Origin of the sequence: Roseococcus sp. SDR (assembly GCF_019083995.1) — a bacterium.
Lineage (GTDB): Bacteria > Pseudomonadota > Alphaproteobacteria > Acetobacterales > Acetobacteraceae > Roseococcus.
The window spans coordinates 1-17,406 of record NZ_JAHRCU010000035.1; the positions used below are offsets into that span (position 1 = coordinate 1).

The 17,406-nt window shown below is 69.6% G+C and carries 12 protein-coding genes and 1 tRNA gene; 10 read left to right on the top strand and 3 right to left on the bottom strand.

Annotated elements, in window-relative coordinates; translation table 11 throughout:
• The 5 genes from rsfS to KTR66_RS23400 all read left to right on the top strand — a co-directional run.
• On the top strand, positions 1 to 518 hold a 518-nt coding region (rsfS, locus tag KTR66_RS23380; protein ID WP_249732392.1), incomplete at its 5' end, for a ribosome silencing factor.
• A gap of 3 nt (positions 519 to 521) precedes the next feature.
• Positions 522 to 983, top strand: a complete 462-nt coding sequence (locus KTR66_RS23385; RefSeq protein ID WP_371819200.1) for a 23S rRNA (pseudouridine(1915)-N(3))-methyltransferase RlmH — start codon at positions 522 to 524, stop codon at positions 981 to 983.
• Between the two features lie 16 nt (positions 984 to 999).
• The gene (gene dnaG / locus KTR66_RS23390) at positions 1,000 to 2,778 is read left to right on the top strand and encodes a DNA primase (RefSeq protein WP_213617028.1); all 1,779 of its coding nucleotides are present in this window, start codon (positions 1,000 to 1,002) and stop codon (positions 2,776 to 2,778) included.
• A 43-nt stretch (positions 2,779 to 2,821) separates the two neighbouring features.
• Positions 2,822 to 4,738 (top strand): RNA polymerase sigma factor RpoD, encoded by a 1,917-nt coding sequence (rpoD, locus tag KTR66_RS23395; RefSeq protein ID WP_213617030.1) that lies wholly within the window; start codon positions 2,822 to 2,824, stop codon positions 4,736 to 4,738.
• Positions 4,739 to 4,745: 7 nt separating this feature from the next.
• The gene (locus KTR66_RS23400) at positions 4,746 to 5,321 is read left to right on the top strand and encodes a GNAT family N-acetyltransferase (RefSeq protein WP_213617032.1); all 576 of its coding nucleotides are present in this window, start codon (positions 4,746 to 4,748) and stop codon (positions 5,319 to 5,321) included.
• A 10-nt stretch (positions 5,322 to 5,331) separates the two neighbouring features.
• Here the strand turns inward: KTR66_RS23400 and KTR66_RS23405 are convergent.
• The 3 genes from KTR66_RS23405 to ppa form a co-directional block, all read right to left on the bottom strand.
• Positions 5,332 to 5,405: transfer RNA gene (locus KTR66_RS23405), tRNA-Ile, on the bottom strand.
• A gap of 51 nt (positions 5,406 to 5,456) precedes the next feature.
• Positions 5,457 to 6,419, bottom strand: a complete 963-nt coding sequence (locus tag KTR66_RS23410) for a tripartite tricarboxylate transporter substrate binding protein (protein ID WP_213617034.1) — start codon at positions 6,417 to 6,419, stop codon at positions 5,457 to 5,459.
• A gap of 79 nt (positions 6,420 to 6,498) precedes the next feature.
• Positions 6,499 to 7,032: an inorganic diphosphatase gene (ppa, locus tag KTR66_RS23415; RefSeq protein WP_213617036.1), complete on the bottom strand. Its 534-nt coding sequence runs from the start codon at positions 7,030 to 7,032 to the stop codon at positions 6,499 to 6,501.
• A 169-nt stretch (positions 7,033 to 7,201) separates the two neighbouring features.
• Between ppa and KTR66_RS23420 the strand changes: the two genes are divergently transcribed.
• From KTR66_RS23420 to KTR66_RS23440, 5 genes are all read left to right on the top strand, one after another.
• Complete coding sequence (locus KTR66_RS23420) at positions 7,202 to 9,316, top strand: sodium-translocating pyrophosphatase (RefSeq protein WP_213617074.1); 2,115 nt, start codon at positions 7,202 to 7,204, stop codon at positions 9,314 to 9,316.
• Between the two features lie 223 nt (positions 9,317 to 9,539).
• Entirely contained in the window at positions 9,540 to 11,615 is a 2,076-nt protein-coding gene (locus KTR66_RS23425; protein WP_249732393.1) for a protein-disulfide reductase DsbD, read from the top strand.
• 44 nt (positions 11,616 to 11,659) lie between these two features.
• Positions 11,660 to 13,126 carry a carboxylesterase gene (locus KTR66_RS23430; RefSeq protein WP_249732394.1) on the top strand — a complete coding sequence of 489 codons (1,467 nt, stop codon included), beginning with the start codon at positions 11,660 to 11,662 and terminating at the stop codon, positions 13,124 to 13,126.
• A 147-nt stretch (positions 13,127 to 13,273) separates the two neighbouring features.
• Positions 13,274 to 14,356, top strand: coding sequence for an efflux RND transporter periplasmic adaptor subunit (locus tag KTR66_RS23435; RefSeq protein ID WP_213617040.1), 1,083 nt, complete (start codon positions 13,274 to 13,276; stop codon positions 14,354 to 14,356).
• Positions 14,353 to 17,406, top strand: coding sequence for an efflux RND transporter permease subunit (locus KTR66_RS23440; protein ID WP_213617042.1), 3,054 nt, complete (start codon positions 14,353 to 14,355; stop codon positions 17,404 to 17,406). The genes KTR66_RS23435 and KTR66_RS23440 overlap by 4 nt, the downstream gene beginning before the upstream one ends.

Genomic DNA, 17,406 nt, shown 5'->3' on the forward strand with positions numbered 1-17,406 from the left:
CGCGCAAGGCCCCGCCCCGCGGCGCCGAGGCACCCGCTCCCGCCAAGGCCGAGCCCCGCGCCACCACGGCGACCGTCCGCGCCGCCCCCAAGGCCAAGCCCGCCGCCGCGCCCAAGCGCGCCGCCCCCAAGCGGGCCCGCGCGCCCAAGGCCGACCCCAACCGGCTGGAGCGCCTGGTCGAGGCCGCGCGGAAGAGCCTGGATGACGACAAGGCGGTGGACATCGTGGTCCTCGATGTCACCAACCGCGCCAGCTACGCCGACCGCCTGATCATCGCGACCGGCCTGGTCGGCCGGCAGATCGAGGCGATGGCCACCCATGTGGATGATGCCCTGGCCAAGGAGGGCCTGCACCTGCGCCGCAGCGCCTTCAGCAAGAGCGAGGAATGGGTGCTGATCGATGCGGGCGACCTCGTCATCCATCTGTTTACGCCCGAGGCGCGGCTGAAATTCGACCTCGAGAAGATGTGGGGCCCGGACAGCCCGATGGGCGACACCAGCGGGCAATCGCCGATCTGACGGGTGAAGGCCCGGCTGGTCACGATCGGGCGCTTCAAGTCGGGCGCCGAGGGTGCGCTCTTCGCGCAATACAATGCCCGGCTGCGCCCGCCGCTGGAGCTGACGGAAATTCCGGAGGCGAGCGGCAGCCCGGCCGAGGCGCGGCGGCGCGAGGGGGCGGCGATCCTCGCGGCCTTGCCAGCGAACGCCCTGCTGGTGGCGCTCGACCTCGGGGCATCGGCACCGAGCAGCGAGGCGCTGGCGCAGCTCACCGAACGCTGGGAGGCGGCGGCGCGGCCGCTCTGTTTCGCCATCGGGGGCGCAGAGGGGCTGGACCCGGCGGTGACGCAGCGGGCTGAGCACCGGCTCTCGCTCGGCCCGCTCACCTGGCCGCATCTGCTGGTGCGCGCCCTGCTGGCCGAACAGCTGTTCCGCGCCCAGTGCATCCGCGCCAATCACCCCTATCATCGGGCGTGGCGCCCGTGAGATAGATCGCGGTCCCATGGCCCTCCCGCCCAACTTCCTCGACGAGCTTCGCGCCCGCACACCCATGCCCTCGCTGGTCGGGCGGCGCGTGCGGCTGACCAAGTCCGGGCGGAACTGGAAGGGCCTCTGCCCCTTCCACAATGAGAAATCGCCCTCCTTCTACGTCTATGACGACAGCTTCCACTGTTTCGGCTGCGGCGCGCATGGCGATGCCTTCGCCTTCATCATGCGCGCGGAAGGCGGCGGCTTCATGGAGGCCGTCGAGCGCCTGGCGGGCGAAGCCGGCCTCGAAGTGCCCAAGGCCAGCCCCGAGGCCGCCGCGCGCGAGCGCCGCGCGAAGGATCTCTATGGCGTGCTGCAGGCGGCGGAGGCCGCCTATGCCCGGCGTTTGCGCAGCCCCGAGGGGGCGGAGGGCCTCGCCTATCTCAAGCGCCGCGGCCTGACGGAGGAGACCATCGCCCGCTTCGGCCTCGGCTGGTCCGGCGCCGGGCGCGGGGCGCTGCTGGCGGAGCTGCGCGAGGAGGGGATCGAGCAGCGCCAGCTCATCGAGGCGGGCCTCATGCAGGAGCGGGATGAGGGCCGCGTGGTGGATCTCTTCTTCAACCGCGTGATGTTCCCGATCCGGGACCGGCGTGGCCGCACCATCAGCTTCGGCGGCCGCATCCTGGGCGATGGCCAGCCCAAATATGTGAACGGGCCGGAGACGGTGCTCTTCTCCAAGCGGCGCAACCTCTATGGCCTGGATCTGGCGCGGGAGGGCGTGTTCCGCGGCGCCCGGCTGATCGTGGCCGAGGGCTACATGGATGTGATCGCCCTGCACCAGGCGGGCTTCACCGGTGCCGTCGCGCCGCTCGGCACGGCGCTGACGGAGGAGCAGTTCCAGGCGCTCTGGCAGGTGAGCCCCGAGCCGGTGCTCTGCCTGGATGGCGACGCCGCCGGCCAGCGCGCCGCCGCCCGGGCGGCGGAGGTGGCGATGCCCCTGCTGACGCCCGACCACACGCTGCGCTTCGTCACCTTGCCGGCGGGTGAAGATCCCGACACGCTGATCCGCCAGAAGGGCGCGCGCGGGTTCCAGACCCTGCTGGACGCGGCCCAGCCCCTCTCGGAGGCGGTGTTCGGCCTGATCGTGGGGAATAAGCTGCCCGATCAGCCTGAGGCGCGGGCCGCGCTGCGCAACCGGCTGACCGGCATCGCCGGCAGCATCCCCGACAAGGCGCTGGCCAGCGAGTTCCGCAGCGATTTCCTCAATCGTTTCTTTGGCTTGTCGCGCGCCCCCGGCAAGCGGGCCGCCCCTCGCCATCCCCGCCCGGTGGCCGACCCCGAGGCGATCCGGGCCGAGAGGGCGCGCATCATCCTCGCCATCTGCATCCACCAGCCGGAGATCCTGCGCGATGCGGAGGAGCCCCTGGCCCTCCTGGACCTGCCCGAAGGACCCGCCCGGCAGGTGAGAGATGCGCTTTTGGCGTGGATCGGCGCCACCGAACGCCTTGACTCGGCGGAGTTGATCGCCCACCTCGGCCAAAGCGGGATTGCAACAGCCAGTCAATGGGTGCTCCGCGCTGCCGGTCTGCCTCCCGAGGCGCGCCCCGGCGCGCAGCCCAGAGAGGCGCTGGACGCTTTCTGGCAGATCTATGGTTTCCTCCGAGGGGAGGCGGAGCTGGCTGAGGATGCTCGGGCAGCCCAAAGGGCGTTCGCCGCGACCAATGACATGGCCGCACAGAACCGCCTGATCCGCCTGACCGAGGCGCTGGACGCGCTCCGGCGCGGCGAGGCCGAGGAAGCCGACGCGGTATAGGGTAGGGGGATATTTTTCCCCCGCGGCGCAAACGGAGTGATGCATGGCGACCAAGACGGCGAGTGGCAGCGATACGGCCGAGGCGCGTGAGGAAGCCGTTGACGGGGTCGTGCTCGACATCACCTCCGCCGCCGTCAAGAAGCTCATCGTGCGCGGCAAGGAGCGCGGCTACGTCACCTATGACGAGGTGAATGCCGCCATGCCGCAGGAGCAGGTGAGCAGCGAGTTCATCGAGGACACGCTCTCCTCCCTCTCCGAGGCCGGCATCAACGTCGTCGAGGCCGAGGAGTCCGAAGAGGGCGAGACCAAGGCCGCCAAGTCCGAGGATGGCGAGGAGAAGGAGGACGAGGAGGGCGGCGGCAATGTGGACGAGGAAAGCCTCGGCCGCACCGACGACCCCGTCCGCATGTATCTGCGCGAGATGGGCAGCGTGGAGCTGCTCTCGCGCGAGGGCGAAATCGCGATCGCCAAGCGCATCGAGGCCGGCCGCGACATGATGATCACGGGCCTCTGCGAGAGCCCGCTGACCTTCAAGGCCATCATCGCCTGGTACGAGGCGCTCAAGGCCGAGCCGCCGCGCATGCTGCTGCGCGACGTGATCGACCTCGAAGCCACCAATGCCGCCGACACGCCCGAGGGCGCGCCGCCCGAGCCCGAGGAGTTCGAGGAAGGTGAGGAAGGCGAGGGGATGGGCCTCTCGCTGTCCGCGCTGGAAGAGAAGCTGAAGCCCGATGTGATCGCCAATTTCGAGGCGATCCAGACGATCTTCACCAAGCTGAACAAGCTCTCCTCCAAGCGGATGGACGCCTATACCTCGGGCGAGGAACTGGCCGGCCGCGGCGAGAAGAACTACGAGAAGCTGCGCCAGGAGCTCGTGCAGCTCGTCGAGAAGGTGCATCTGCACAACAACCGCATCGAGGAGCTGGTCGAGCAGCTCAAGGGCCTGAACCGCAAGCTGAACACGCTGGACGGGCAGGTGCTGCGCCTCGCGCTCGCGCAGAAGGTGAAGCGCGAGGAGTTCCTGGAGCACTGGATCGGCGCCGAGCTGGACCCGGGCTTCCTGGACCGCGTCTCCAAGCTCAAGGGCAAGGCCTGGCCGGCCTTCGCGCTGAAGGCGCGCGACGAGCTGGAGGCCGTGCGCGTCGAGATCGGCGCCATCGCCTCGGCCACCGGCCTGCCGGTCGCCGAGTTCCGCCGTGTCTACAAGACCGTCTCCGCTGGCGAGCGGGACATGAACCAGGCGAAGAAGGAGATGATCGAGGCGAACCTGCGCCTCGTGATCTCCATCGCCAAGAAATACACCAATCGCGGCCTGCAGTTCCTGGACCTGATCCAGGAGGGGAATATCGGCCTGATGAAGGCCGTGGATAAGTTCGAATACCGCCGCGGCTACAAGTTCTCGACCTACGCGACCTGGTGGATCCGCCAGGCCATCACGCGCTCCATCGCCGACCAGGCGCGGACCATCCGCATCCCGGTCCATATGATCGAGACGATCAACAAGCTGGTCCGCACCAGCCGCCAGATGCTGCACGAGATCGGCCGTGAGCCGCAGCCCGAGGAGCTGGCCGAGAAGCTCGGCATGCCGCTCGAGAAGGTGCGGAAGGTGCTGAAGATCGCGAAGGAGCCGATCTCCCTCGAGACGCCGATCGGCGACGAGGAGGACAGCCATCTGGGCGATTTCATCGAGGACAAGAACGCGATCATCCCGCTCGATGCCGCGATCCAGTCCAACCTGCGCGAGGCGACGACGCGCGTGCTGGGCAGCCTGACGCCCCGCGAGGAGCGCGTGCTGCGCATGCGCTTCGGCATCGGCATGAACACCGACCACACGCTGGAAGAGGTCGGCCAGCAGTTCAACGTAACGCGCGAGCGCATCCGCCAGATCGAGGCCAAGGCGCTGCGCAAGCTCAAGCACCCCAGCCGCTCCCGCAAGCTGCGCAGCTTCCTCGAGACCTGAGCGGGCCATGGCGCTCAGAGTGGTGGAGCCCACGACGCGGATCGCGGTGGATGTGACCTTCCTGCGGATGGACCGGCGCCCGCCCGGTCCTTTCGCGCATCTGCCCTATGGCACGAAGGTGGAGACCTGCCGGCCGCGCTGCAGCGTGGCGCATTACCGCGAGCTCTATGCCACGGTCGGCCATGATTATGTGTGGTGGCTGCGGCGGACGCTCTCGGATGCCGAGCTGGATGCGGTGCTGGACGACCGCGCGATCAGCATCCATGTGCTGCGCGACGCGGAAGGCGACCTGGGCTTCTATGAGCTGGACCGGCGGAGCTGGCCGGTGATCAACCTGGCCTATTTCGGGCTCTACCCGCGGGCGATGGGGCGCGGGATCGGCATGGCCTTCCTGCACCACGCGATCCGCGCCGCTTGGGAAGAGGCGCCCGTGGCGCTGACGGTGAACACCTGCACGGCGGACCATCCGCGCGCGCTGCCCAACTACCTGAAGGCGGGCTTCCAGCGGCTCCGCACGGTGCGCGAGGAATGGCCCGTGCCGGATCGCCTGGGCCTGCCGATTCCGGACCGGCTGAGGATCTGAACCATTCCCCTGCGCCCGGCAGGACTTGAACCCGCAACCAAGCCGTTATGAGCGGCCCGCTCTGACCAATTGAGCTACGGGCGCATGGGATGCGCCATCTGCGGCGATTCACTGCCCGGGATCAACCCCGATGGCTTACCCCTGTGTCCACCGCCGCGCCTCCCAGAGCGCGCGCAATTCCGCATCCATCGCCAGCGCCATGGCCCGGTAATCGGCGCCCAGCACGGGGCGCAGCGGCATGGCGAGACGCTCCGCCTCGCGCAGGAAGGCGGGATCGGCCAGCATCGCGGTGAAGGCGGCCAGCAGGCGCTCGGTGATCTCGGGCGACAGGCCGGCGGGGCCCACGAAGCCGCGGCTGGCACTGCCCAGCACATCCACCCCCTGCTCGCGATAGGTCGGCAGGTCCGGCAGGCCGGGCCAACGCGTGGCGGCGGCCTGGGCGATCCCGCGCAGGCGGCCCTCGCGGACGAAGGGCAGCGCCTCGCTCACATTCATCGCCGCCAGGTCCACCTGGCCCGAGAAGACCTGCGGCAGCATCTGGCCAATGCCGGGGAAGGGCACATGGGTCAGCCGCGCGCCCGTCGCCGCCTCGAAGCGGAACATGGTGAGATGGTCATCCGATCCGATGCCGGTCAGGCCATAGGTGAGCACTTCGGGCCGGGCGCGGCCGGCGGCGACCACGTCGGCCAGCGTTCGGTAGGGGCTCTCCGGCCGGACAAACAGCGCGCAGGGGTCATCCACCACATTGGCGAGGTAGGTGAGGTCCGCGACCCGGTAGCGCACCGGCCGCTCGATCGGGTGGGAGACGAGGCCGGGCATGGTGGTGGCGCCCAGCGCATAGCCATCGGCCGCCGCATTGGCCGCGGCCTCATGGCCCAACTGCCCGCCGGCACCGGGCCGGTTCACGATGACGATGCGCGAACCCGGCAGCAGATTGGTCAGGAAGGGGGCGACCGCGCGGGCCATGACGTCCACGCCGCCGCCGGCCGAGAAGCCCACGAAGATCTCGATGGGTCGCGCCGCCGGCCAGGCGGATTGCGCCGCCGCCGGCCAGAGGGGGGCGGAGGCGAGGGCGAGGGCGGCGCGACGGGTGGGCATGGAGCGATCCTTCAGGAAGGTTACGCCCCAGCCATGCAAAATTCATGCGAGGTCCAGGGAAGGACCTCGCAACGCGGCCTTACTTGGCGGTCTTGGCCCGCTCCACCGCTTCCTGGATCAGCTTGTGCGCCTCGGCGGCGCCGCCCCAGCCGATGATCTTCACCCACTTACCCGGCTCCAGATCCTTGTAGTGCTCGAAGAAGTGGCGGATCTGATCGAGCGTGATCTGCGGCAGGTCGGTCACCTCGTGCACATTCACATAGCGCTTGGTGAGCTTGGGCGAGGGGACGGCGATGATCTTCTCATCATGGCCGCCATCATCCTCCATCTTCAGCACGCCGACGGGGCGGACGTTGATGACGGCGCCGGGCGCGATCGGGCGGGTATTGGCCACCAGCACGTCGATCGGGTCACCATCATCCGAGAGCGTGTGCGGCACGAAGCCGTAATTGCCCGGGTAGCGCATGGGCGTGTGCAGGAAGCGGTCCACGAAGAGCGTGCCCGCCTCCTTGTTCATCTCGTATTTGATGGGTTCGCCGCCGATGCCGACCTCGATGATCACGTTCAGGTCATGCGGCGGATTCTTGCCGATGGGGATCGCGTCGAGGTTCATCAGGGGCTCCAGAGGCCAGGGATTGGGAACAAGACGCCCTCAAACCACAAAAACCGGACGGATGCGAGGGGTGCATCGGTTGCATAGCTGCTCCGACGCGGCCTAGGCTCCATCCCAATGGTGGCCATCAAGCAGCCGCCGCAATGGGAAGAGAGGGACAAGATACGTGATCACAGTGACGTTGCTGCTGGTCATCCTGCTCGGGGGCGCCTCGCTCGCCTATGGCTGGATCACGACCAAGGAAATCATGGGCAAGCCCGCCGGCAATGCGCGCATGCAGGAGATCGCGCAGGCCATCCAGGAGGGCGCCTCGGCCTACCTCAAGCGCCAGTACATCACCATCGGCATGGTGGGCGCCCTGCTCTTCGCCCTGGTCTGGGTGTTCCTGGGGGCCACCGTCGCGGTCGGTTTCCTGCTGGGCGCCGTGCTCTCGGGCCTGGCCGGCTTCATCGGCATGAACGTCTCGGTCCGCGCCAATGTGCGAACGGCCGAGGCGAGCCGTGAGGGCCTGGCCGCCGGCCTCGACCTCGCCTTCAAGTCGGGTGCCATCACTGGCATGCTGGTGGCGGGCCTCGCGCTGCTGGGGGTCGCCGTCTACTTCTTCGTGCTGGTCATCTTCATGGGCCATGCGATCAATTCGCGCATCGTGATCGACAGCCTGGTGGCGCTCGGTTTCGGCGCCTCGCTCATCTCGATCTTCGCGCGGCTTGGCGGCGGCATCTTCACCAAGGGTGCGGATGTGGGCGGCGACATGGTGGGCAAGGTGGAAGCCGGCATCCCCGAGGATGACCCCCGCAACCCCGCCACCATCGCCGACAATGTCGGTGACAATGTGGGCGACTGCGCCGGCATGGCGGCCGACCTCTTCGAGACCTATGCGGTGACGGCCGTCGCCACCATGGTGCTGGCGGCCATCAGCTTCGGCGATGTGGGCCGCACGGCGGGCATGCTCTTCCCGCTCGCCATCGGGGCGGTCTGCGTCATCACCTCCATCGCCGGCACCTATTACGTGAAGCTGCCGGCCAACCAGTCCATCATGGGGGCCATGTATCGCGGCCTGATGATGACGGGCGCACTCAGCCTCGCCGTGCTGCTGCCGCTCTCCTTCATCTTCTTCGGCTTCGGCACCACCACGGCGGGCGGCCACAGCTTCGGGGCCTTCAGCCTCTGGCTCTGCGGCGCGGTCGGCCTCGCGGTGACGGCGGCGATCGTGATGATCACCGAATACTACACGGGCACGAATTTCCGCCCCGTGAAGGCGATCGCCGAGGCCTCGCAGACCGGCCATGGCACCAACGTGATCCGCGGCCTCGCCGTCTCGATGGAGAGCACGGCGATCCCGGCCATCATCATCATCGCGGGCGTGATCTGCGCGCATAGCCTGGCGGGCCTGTATGGCATCGCCATCGCCACGACCACGATGCTGGCGCTGGCGGGCATGATCGTGGCGCTGGATGCCTTCGGCCCGGTGACGGACAATGCCGGCGGCATCGCGGAAATGGCGGGCCTCCCGCCGGAAACCCGCGTGACGACCGATGCGCTGGACGCGGTGGGCAACACCACCAAGGCCGTCACCAAGGGCTATGCGATCGGCTCGGCGGGCTTGGGCGCGCTGGTGCTCTTCGCCGCCTACACGCAGGACCTCAACTACTTCATCGCGAACCCGACGGAGTTCCCCTATTTCGCCGGGCTCGGGACGATCGATTTCTCGCTCGCCAACCCCTATGTCGTGGTCGGCCTGCTCTTCGGCGGCCTGCTGCCCTACCTGTTTGGCGGCATGAGCATGACGGCGGTGGGCCGCGCGGCCCAGTCGGTCGTGGAAGAGGTCCGGCGGCAGTTCAAGGAGAAGCCGGGCATCATGCAGGGCACCGAGAAGCCCGATTATGCCCGCGCCGTGGACATGCTGACCAAGGCCGCGATCAAGGAGATGATCGTCCCCTCGCTGCTGCCGGTGCTGAGCCCGATCCTCTGGTTCTTCCTGGTGGCCGCCATCGCGGGCAAGGGCGCGGCCTTTGCGGCGCTGGGCGCCATGCTGCTCGGCGTGATCGTGACGGGCTTCTTCGTCGCCGTCTCCATGACCACCGGTGGTGGCGCCTGGGACAATGCGAAGAAGTACATCGAGGAGGGCCATTTCGGCGGCAAGGGCAGCGATGCCCACAAGGCCGCCGTGACCGGCGACACCGTGGGTGACCCGTACAAGGACACCTCCGGCCCCGCGGTGAACCCGATGATCAAGATCACCAACATCGTGGCGCTGCTGCTGCTGGCGATCCTGGCCCACTAGTTCCCCACGAACCCGCCTTCGGCGTCTTCGCGGGGACCCCGGTCTTCTCCCCATGACATCGCCTTCGGCGCTGCCATGGGGACCCCGGCTTGGCTCCTTCGCTTGGGGGCCTGGTTCATCCTCCGGTGGCGAAGCCACCGGAGGGCTCCGGGGGGCGGAAGGGGCGGGGAGGGCACGAATGAAGCGGCCGGCGGGGCGATCCGCCGGCCGTTTTGCGTCGGGCTTGCGCGGGGAGGGGTTCCGCCCCTTCTATCCCTCCATGGTGCGCATCTTCCTTCTGCTGGCCCTGGTGCTGGCCCCCTTGGTGGGGCGGGCGCAGGAATCCGCGCCCGTCACATCGCCCCGCGCCACCGTCACCCTGCTGGCGGATCGCAGCGCCATCGCACCCGGCGAGCCCTTCCTGCTGATGCTGCGGCAGGAACTGGCGGCGGGCTGGCACACCTATTGGCAGAATCCGGGCGATGCCGGTGCGCCGCCCGAGATCAGCTTCGACTGGGCCCGGCCCGGCTGGCAGGCCGGCCCGTTGCAATTCCCCGCGCCCAGCCGCAAGCCCTTCGGCCCGCTGATGAATTTCGGCTATTCGGGCGAGGTCGGCTTCCTGATCGAGGTGACACCCCCAGCCGATCTCCGGCCCGGCGACTATGCCACCATCACCGCGGACGCCACCTGGCTCGTCTGCGCCGATGTCTGCATCCCGGAGGAGGGGCGCTTCACTCTCGGCCTCGACGTGGCGACGACCGCCGTGCCGGCCCAGGCGGCGCTGTTCCGCGCGGCTGAGGCGGCGCTGCCGCGCGCGGCCCCCTTCACCGCGCGCTTCGCCTTCGCCGGCCCGCGCGGCGCGCTGACCATCCAGGGCGCGGGCTTCTCGGCGAGCGCCGTGCGGGAGGCGAGTTTCTTCCCCGATGCCTCCGGCGTGATCGAGAACGCGCCGGAGCAGCGCCTGACACGCCGCGAGGGCGAGATCACGCTGGACCTCGTCCGCGGCCCGGCCGAACCGCCGGCGCGGCTCTCGGGCGTGCTGACGCTGACCGACGCGGCCGGGGTGCGCGGCGCCTATCTGATCGACGCCGCGCCGGGCGGGCCGCTCCCCGCGGGCCCGCTGCCGCTCTGGCAGACCCTGCTCTTCGCCGCGCTGGGCGGGCTGATCCTGAACCTGATGCCCTGCGTCTTCCCCGTTCTGGCCATGAAGGCGATGGCCATGGCGCAGTTGGGCGGGGCGGCGCGCGCCGCAATCCGCCTGGAAGCGGCGGCCTATACCGCCGGCGTGGTGCTGGCCTTCCTGGCCGTGGGCGGGGCGATGCTGGCGCTGCGCGCGGCAGGCGGCGGCGCGGGCTGGGGCTTCCAGTTCACCTATCCGGCCTTCGTGGCCGGCATGGCCTGGCTGATGCTGGCCGTGGGCCTGAACCTCTCCGGCGTCTTCCAGATCGGCGGCGCGGTCGGCGCGGGGCAGGGGCTCACGGCGCGCGGCGGCGCGGCGGGGAGCTTCTTCACCGGCGTGCTGGCCGTGGTGGTGGCCACGCCCTGCACCGCGCCCTTCATGGCGACGGCGATCGGTGCCGCGCTGGTGCTGCCGGCCACCGCCACGCTCGGCGTCTTCGGCGCCATGGGCCTGGGGCTTGCGCTGCCCTATGCGCTGCTGGGCGTCTTCCCCTCGGCCGGGCGCCTCCTGCCGCGCCCGGGCGCCTGGATGGAGCGGCTGCGGCAATTCCTGGCCTTCCCCATGTATGGCGCGGCCGCCTGGCTCGTCTGGGTGCTGGCGCAGCAATCGGGGCCGGATGGCGTGCTGACGGCGCTGGTGGGCGCGGTGCTGATCGCGCTTGCCGCCTGGGCCTGGGGGGTCGCCCAGCAATCCGGCCGCACGCCGCGCCGGATCAGCGAGGCGGTGGCGCTGGCCGCGATCCTGGGCGCGCTCGCGCTTTTGCCCCTGCTGGGCACCGCGCCGCCCGCCTCCGCCGCGAACGCGCAGGGCGAGGCCTGGTCCGCGCCGCGCCTCGCCGCGCTGCGGGCCGAGGGCAAGCCGGTTTTCGTGAACCTCACCGCCGCCTGGTGCATCTCCTGCAAGGTGAATGAGCGGGTCGCGATCCACACCGAGGCCGTGCAGCGCGCCTTCGAGGCGGCGGGCGTGGTGCAGCTCACCGGCGACTGGACGCGGGGCGATGCCGCCATCACCGCGCTGCTGCGCGAACATGGGCGGGACGGCGTGCCGCTTTACCTGCTCTATCCGGCGGGCGGCGGCGCGCCCGTGATCCTCCCGCAGATCCTGACCGAGGGGATCATCCTGGGCGCGCTGCGCGGCTGAAGCCGCGGCTGGCCGCGCGCCGCATTCCGTGGGACATGTTGCGGATGCGGCGGATCGGCTCCTGGCTCTGGCGATGGACAAGGCGGCTGGCTTATGCGCTGGTCGCCGTGGTGCTTGTGATCATCGCGGTGCGCGTGGTGGACAGCCAGATGGGCCCGCCGCTCGAGCTCTGGCACACTGTGATCCCGGACGAGCCGCGCGCCGCGCAGATCCAGCACATGGACTGGGCTGCCTATCTGGCCGCCGAGCAGCGCGTCTTCGCCCAGGTGGAACGCGAGGTGACGGCCCGGCTGCCACCCGAGGCGCGCACACCGGAAAACCGCTTCTTCGCGCAAAGCCCCATCCACCCGCCGCGCTTCGCCCAGGATTGGAACCGTTCCTTCGTGCTGGAGCCGGAGGGCGCCCCGCGCGGCGCCGTGGTGCTGATCCATGGCCTGACCGACGCGCCCTACAGCCTGCGCCACGTGGCCGAGCTGTATCGCGCCGAGGGCTTCGTGGCGCTCGGCCTGCGCGTCCCCGGCCATGGCACGGTGCCGGCCGGCCTCACCGAGGCGGTCTGGGAGGATTGGACGGCCGCCACCCGCATGGCGATGCGCGAGGCGCGGCGCCGCGCCGGGCCGAACGGCGTGGTCCATATGGTGGGCTATTCCAATGGCGGTGCGCTCTCGCTGAAGCATGCGATGGACGCGGTGGAGGATCCGCGCCTGGTGCGGCCGGATCGCGTCATCGTCGTTTCGCCCATGGTCGGCGTCTCGCCCTTCGCGCGCTTCGCGGGCCTGGCCGGGTTGCCGGCCATGCTGCCGCGCTTCGCCAAGGCGGCCTGGCTTTCCGTTCTGCCGGAGTTCAACCCCTTCAAATACAATTCTTTTCCGGTCAATGCGGCGGTCCAGTCCTTCCGCCTGACGCAGGAGGTGCAGGGCCAGGTGCGGCGCCTCTCCCGCGCCGGGCGGCTCGATGGGCTGGCGCCGATCCTGGCCTTCCAGTCTCTGATGGACTTCACCGTCAGCACGCGCGCGCTGGTCGATGATTTCTTCGCCCTGCTGCCGGCCAATGGCAGCGAGCTGGTGATCTTCGACCGCAACCGCGGCACCAAGCTGAGCTTCCTGCTGCGCCCTGTCTTCGACCCGGAGGTGGAGCGCATGATGCCCGACCCGCCGCGCAACTTCCGCCTCACCATCCTCACCAACCGCGACGAGAACAGCCTGGAGATGGTGGCGCGCGTCACGCCGGCGGGCGGCATGGAGGAGGAAGTCATTCCGCTCCCCGGCCTCGTCTATCCGCGCGATGTCTATTCGCTCTCGCATGTGGCACTGCCCTTCCCGGTGGGGGATTCGCTCTACGGGCTGAGGCCCGAACGGGAGGGCGAGTTCGGCATCAGCCTGGGGGCCACGGCCATCCGGGGTGAGACGGGAGTGCTGGTGATGGCCCTGGATTCGCTGGTGCGGATCAGCTGGAACCCCTTCTTCGAGCACATGGCCGGCCGCATCCGCGAGGCGCTGCCGGCCCGCTGAGGCCCTTTGGGACGGGGGGCGCAGGGCTGGGATGGCCGGCCGTTCCCTCCGGCGCGCCAGGATGCGAGGTTCTCGCGCCCGCGCGACGGATCGTGTTTCAATCACGCCGTGCGCGCCCAGCCGGGTCGAACCAGACAGAGGATGCCCATGCCATTGCCCCCGCCCCTTGGCCACGCCCTGCGCGCCCTGCCGCTCGCGCTGCTGGTCCTGGCCGGCTGCGAGGATGCGGCCCCGCCGCCGGCGCCCGAAATCCGCCCGGTGCGGGTGATCGCGGCCGAGCGCAGCGCGGGCGGCGATGTGGTCAGCCTGACTGGCACGGTGCAGGCCGAGACGGAGGTGAACCTCGCCTTCCGCATCGATGGCCGCGTGACGGAGCGCCTGGTGAATGTGGGCGACATGGTGCGCCCCGGGCAGGTCGTGGCGCGCCTCAATCGCGACAATGAGGAGAACGGCCTGCGCGCCGCCCGCGCCAATCTGACGGCCACGCGCGGCCAGCTGCGCGAGGCCGAGAACAATTACTGGCGCCAGGGGCAGTTGCTGCGCGAGGGCTTCACCACGCGCGTCCGCTATGATCAGGCGGCGCAGCAACTCCAGACCATCCGCGCCGCGGTGGATGCCGCCGAGGCGCAGGTCAGCATCGCCGAGACGCGCCTCGGCTACACCGAGCTGGTTTCCGACGTGGCGGGGCGTGTGACCCAGCGCGGCGCCGAACCGGGCGAGGTGGTGCAGCCGGGCCGCATGATCCTGCGCATCGCGCGCAGCGAGGGGCGCGACGCGGTCTTCGACGTGCCGGCCCAGGTGAAGGACCAGGCGCCGGCCAACCCGCTGATCGAGGTGAACATCACCGGCCAGCCGCAGATCCGCGCCCAGGGCCGCGTGCGCGAGGTCTCGCCCCAGGCGGATGCGGTGACCGGCACCTTCCAGGTGCGCGTGGGCCTGGCCGAACCGCCGGCCGAGATGCGCCTGGGCTCGACCGTGACGGGCCAGCTGCGCCTGGGCAATACGCCGGGCATTTCCATCCCGGCCTCGGCGCTGACGCGCGCCGAGCGCGGCCCCGCCGTCTGGGTGGTGGACCCGGCGAGCGAGACGGTCGCGCTGCGCAGCGTGGAGCTGGTGCGGCATGACCCGGCGCATGTGGTGGTGGGGCAGGGGCTGCAGCCCGGCGAGCTCGTGGTGACGGCGGGTGTGCAGACGCTGCGCCCGGGCCAGAAGGTGCGGCTGCTGCGATGATCGGCCCCAACCTCTCGGAATGGGCGATCAACAAGCGGTCGCTCGTCATCTACTTCATGATCGTGGCGCTGATCGCGGGCGGCTTCGCCTTCTTCAAGCTCGGCCGCAACGAGGACCCGGCCTTCACCTTCCGCACCATGATCGTCTCCGCGATCTGGCCCGGCGCCTCGATGGAGGAGACGCTGCTGCAGGTGACCGAGCGGCTGGAGCGCACGCTGCAGGAGACGCCGAACCTCGATCGGCTGCGCAGCTACAGCGTGCCCGGCCAGACGGTGATCTTCGTGGATCTGAAGGGCAGCACGCCGGCCGCCATCGTGCCCGACATGTGGTACCAGGTGCGGCGGCGCGTGGCCGATATCCGCCACACCCTGCCCGCCGGCGTGGCCGGACCCTTCTTCAACGACGACTTTGGCGACACCTTCGGCATCATCTACGGCTTCACCGCGGATGGCTTCACCCAGCGTGAGCTGCGGGACTATGTGGAGGCTGCGCGCTCCCGCCTGCTGCTGGTGCCGGATGTCTCCAAGATCGAGCTGCTGGGCGCGCAGGATGAGCGCGTCTTCCTCGAATTCTCGACGGAGCGGCTGGCGGGCCTCGGGCTGAACTATGGCGCCATCCTCCAGGCCTTGCAGGCGCAGAACCTGGTGCGCCCCTCCGGCCTGATCGAGACGGGGCAGGAGCGGATGGCGGTGCGCGTCACCGGCTCCTTCGAGAGCGAGCAGGATCTGCTGGCGGTGAATTTCGTGATCGGCGAGCGGGTGTTCCGCCTGACCGACATCGCCACCATTCGCCGCGGCTTCGCCGACCCGCCGCAACCCATGTTCCGCGTGAACGGCACGCCCGCCATCGGACTTGCGATCGCCATGCGCGAGGCGGGGGACATCCTGGCGCTGGGCAAGAATATCCAGGCCGCCATCACGGAAATCCGCGCGGGCCTGCCCATCGGCATCGAGGCGACGCTGGTCGCCGACCAGGCGGTGACGGTGGACGAGGCCATCGGCGATTTCATGGAGAGCCTCTGGCAGGCCATCGTCATCATCATGGTGGCGAGCTTCCTGGCCCTCGGCGTGCGTGCCGGTTCGGTGGTGGCGCTTTCCATCCCGCTGACGCTTGCCATCGTGTTTCCGGTGATGCTGCTCTTCGGCATCGACCTCCAGCGCATCTCGCTCGGCGCGCTCATCATCGCGCTCACCTTGCTGGTGGATGATGCGATGACGACGATTGATGCCATGATCCGGCGGCTTGCGGCGGGCGATTCCAAGCGCGATGCGGCGACCTTCGCCTACAAGGCGCTGGCGGCACCCATGCTGATCGGCACGCTGGTCACCATCGCGGGCTTCCTGCCCATCGGCTTCGCGAAATCCTCGGCCGGCGAATACACCTTCACCATCTTCGCGGTGGTGGGGATTTCGCTCATCGTCTCCTGGTTCGTGGCGGTGCTCTTCGCGCCGCTGCTCGGCATGGCGATCCTGAAGAAGCCGGCGGCGGCGGTGGCGGCGGAGCCGGAGAAGAAGGGCGCGGTGCTGCGGGCCTATACCGCGCTGCTGACGCTGGCCTTGCGCGCGCGCTGGATCACCATCGCCATCACGCTCGGCATCTTCGCCGTCTCGGTCTTCGCGATGCAATTCGTGCCGCGGCAATTCTTCCCGTCATCCGACCGGACGGAATTGCTGGTGGACATCACCCTGCCGCAGAACGCCTCGATCTTCGCGAGCGAGGCGGCGGCGACGCGGCTCGATGCCGCGCTGGCCAATGACCCGGATGTGGAGCGCTGGAGCACCTATATCGGCCGCGGCGCCATCCGCTTCTATCTGCCGCTGAACGTGCAGCTCGCCTTGCCCTTCTTCTCCCAGGCGGTGGTGGTGGCGAAGGACCTGCCGGCGCGCGAGCGGCTGCACGCGAAGCTCGAACGCCTGATGGCGGAGCAGTTCCCCGATGCCGTGGCGCGCGTCTATCCGCTGGAGCTCGGCCCGCCGGTGGGCTGGCCGCTGCAATACCGGGTGAGCGGGCCGGATGTGGAGGTGGTGCGTGACATCGCGCAGCAGGTGGCGCGCATCATGGCCGAGGCCCAGGGCTCGCGCCTCACGCATTTCGAGTGGATGGAGCCGGCGCGGCAATTGCGTGTGCGGGTGGACCAGGATGAGGCGCGGCGCCTGGGCCTCAGCTCCGCCCAGGTGGCGACGGTGCTGAACGCGGCGCTGACCGGCACGACGGTCACGCAGCTGCGCGACGACATCTACCTGATCAATGTGGTGGCGCGCGCCACGGCGGAGGAGCGCCTCTCGCTCACCACGCTGCGCAGCATCCAGATGCCGCTGCCGGGCGGGCGCACCGTGCCGCTCAGCCAGCTCGCCACCTTCGATTACGAGCAGGAATACCCGCTGATCTGGCGGCGGGACCGCGTGCCGACGCTGACGGTGCGCGCGGATGTGACCGCCGGCACGCTGCCGGATTCCGTGGTCGCGATCATGCAGCCGAAGATCGACGCGCTGAACACCACGCTGCCGCGCGGCTATCGCGTGGATCTGGGCGGCATCGCGGAGGAGAGCGCGCTCTCCCAGGCCTCGGTGCTGGCGGTGGTGCCGGTGATGCTGGTGGTGATGCTGACGCTGCTGATGTTCCAGCTCGTCTCCTTCCGGCGGCTCTTCATGGTGCTGGCGCTGCTGCCGCTCGGCATCATCGGCGTGGTGCTGATGCTGCTGGCTTCGGGACGGCCGCTGGGCTTCGTGGCGATCCTTGGCATCCTGGCGCTGCTGGGGATGATCGCGAAGAACGCGGTCATCCTGATCATCTCGATCGAGGATGAGCGGAAGGGGGGTGCCGAGGTCTGGGATGCGGTGGTGCGCGCGGCGTCCTCGCGCCTTCGGCCCATGATGCTGACAGCCATCTCCACGGTGTTCGGCCTGATCCCCATCGCGCCCACGGTGTTCTGGGGACCGATGGCCTTCGCCATCATGGGCGGGCTGATGGTGGCGACGCTGCTGACACTGGTCTTCCTGCCCACGCTCTACGTCACGATCTTCGGCGGTCGCCCGCCGGCGCGGCGATGA

Coding starts and splice junctions, on each gene's coding strand:
- KTR66_RS23435 (WP_213617040.1), top strand. CDS start 13,274: ATGCCATTGCCCCCGCCCCTTGGCCACGCCCTGCGCGCCCTGCCGCTC.
- ppa (WP_213617036.1), bottom strand. CDS start 7,032: ATGAACCTCGACGCGATCCCCATCGGCAAGAATCCGCCGCATGACCTG.
- dnaG (WP_213617028.1), top strand. CDS start 1,000: ATGGCCCTCCCGCCCAACTTCCTCGACGAGCTTCGCGCCCGCACACCC.
- KTR66_RS23410 (WP_213617034.1), bottom strand. CDS start 6,419: ATGCCCACCCGTCGCGCCGCCCTCGCCCTCGCCTCCGCCCCCCTCTGG.
- KTR66_RS23400 (WP_213617032.1), top strand. CDS start 4,746: ATGGCGCTCAGAGTGGTGGAGCCCACGACGCGGATCGCGGTGGATGTG.
- rpoD (WP_213617030.1), top strand. CDS start 2,822: ATGGCGACCAAGACGGCGAGTGGCAGCGATACGGCCGAGGCGCGTGAG.
- KTR66_RS23440 (WP_213617042.1), top strand. CDS start 14,353: ATGATCGGCCCCAACCTCTCGGAATGGGCGATCAACAAGCGGTCGCTC.
- KTR66_RS23430 (WP_249732394.1), top strand. CDS start 11,660: ATGCGGCGGATCGGCTCCTGGCTCTGGCGATGGACAAGGCGGCTGGCT.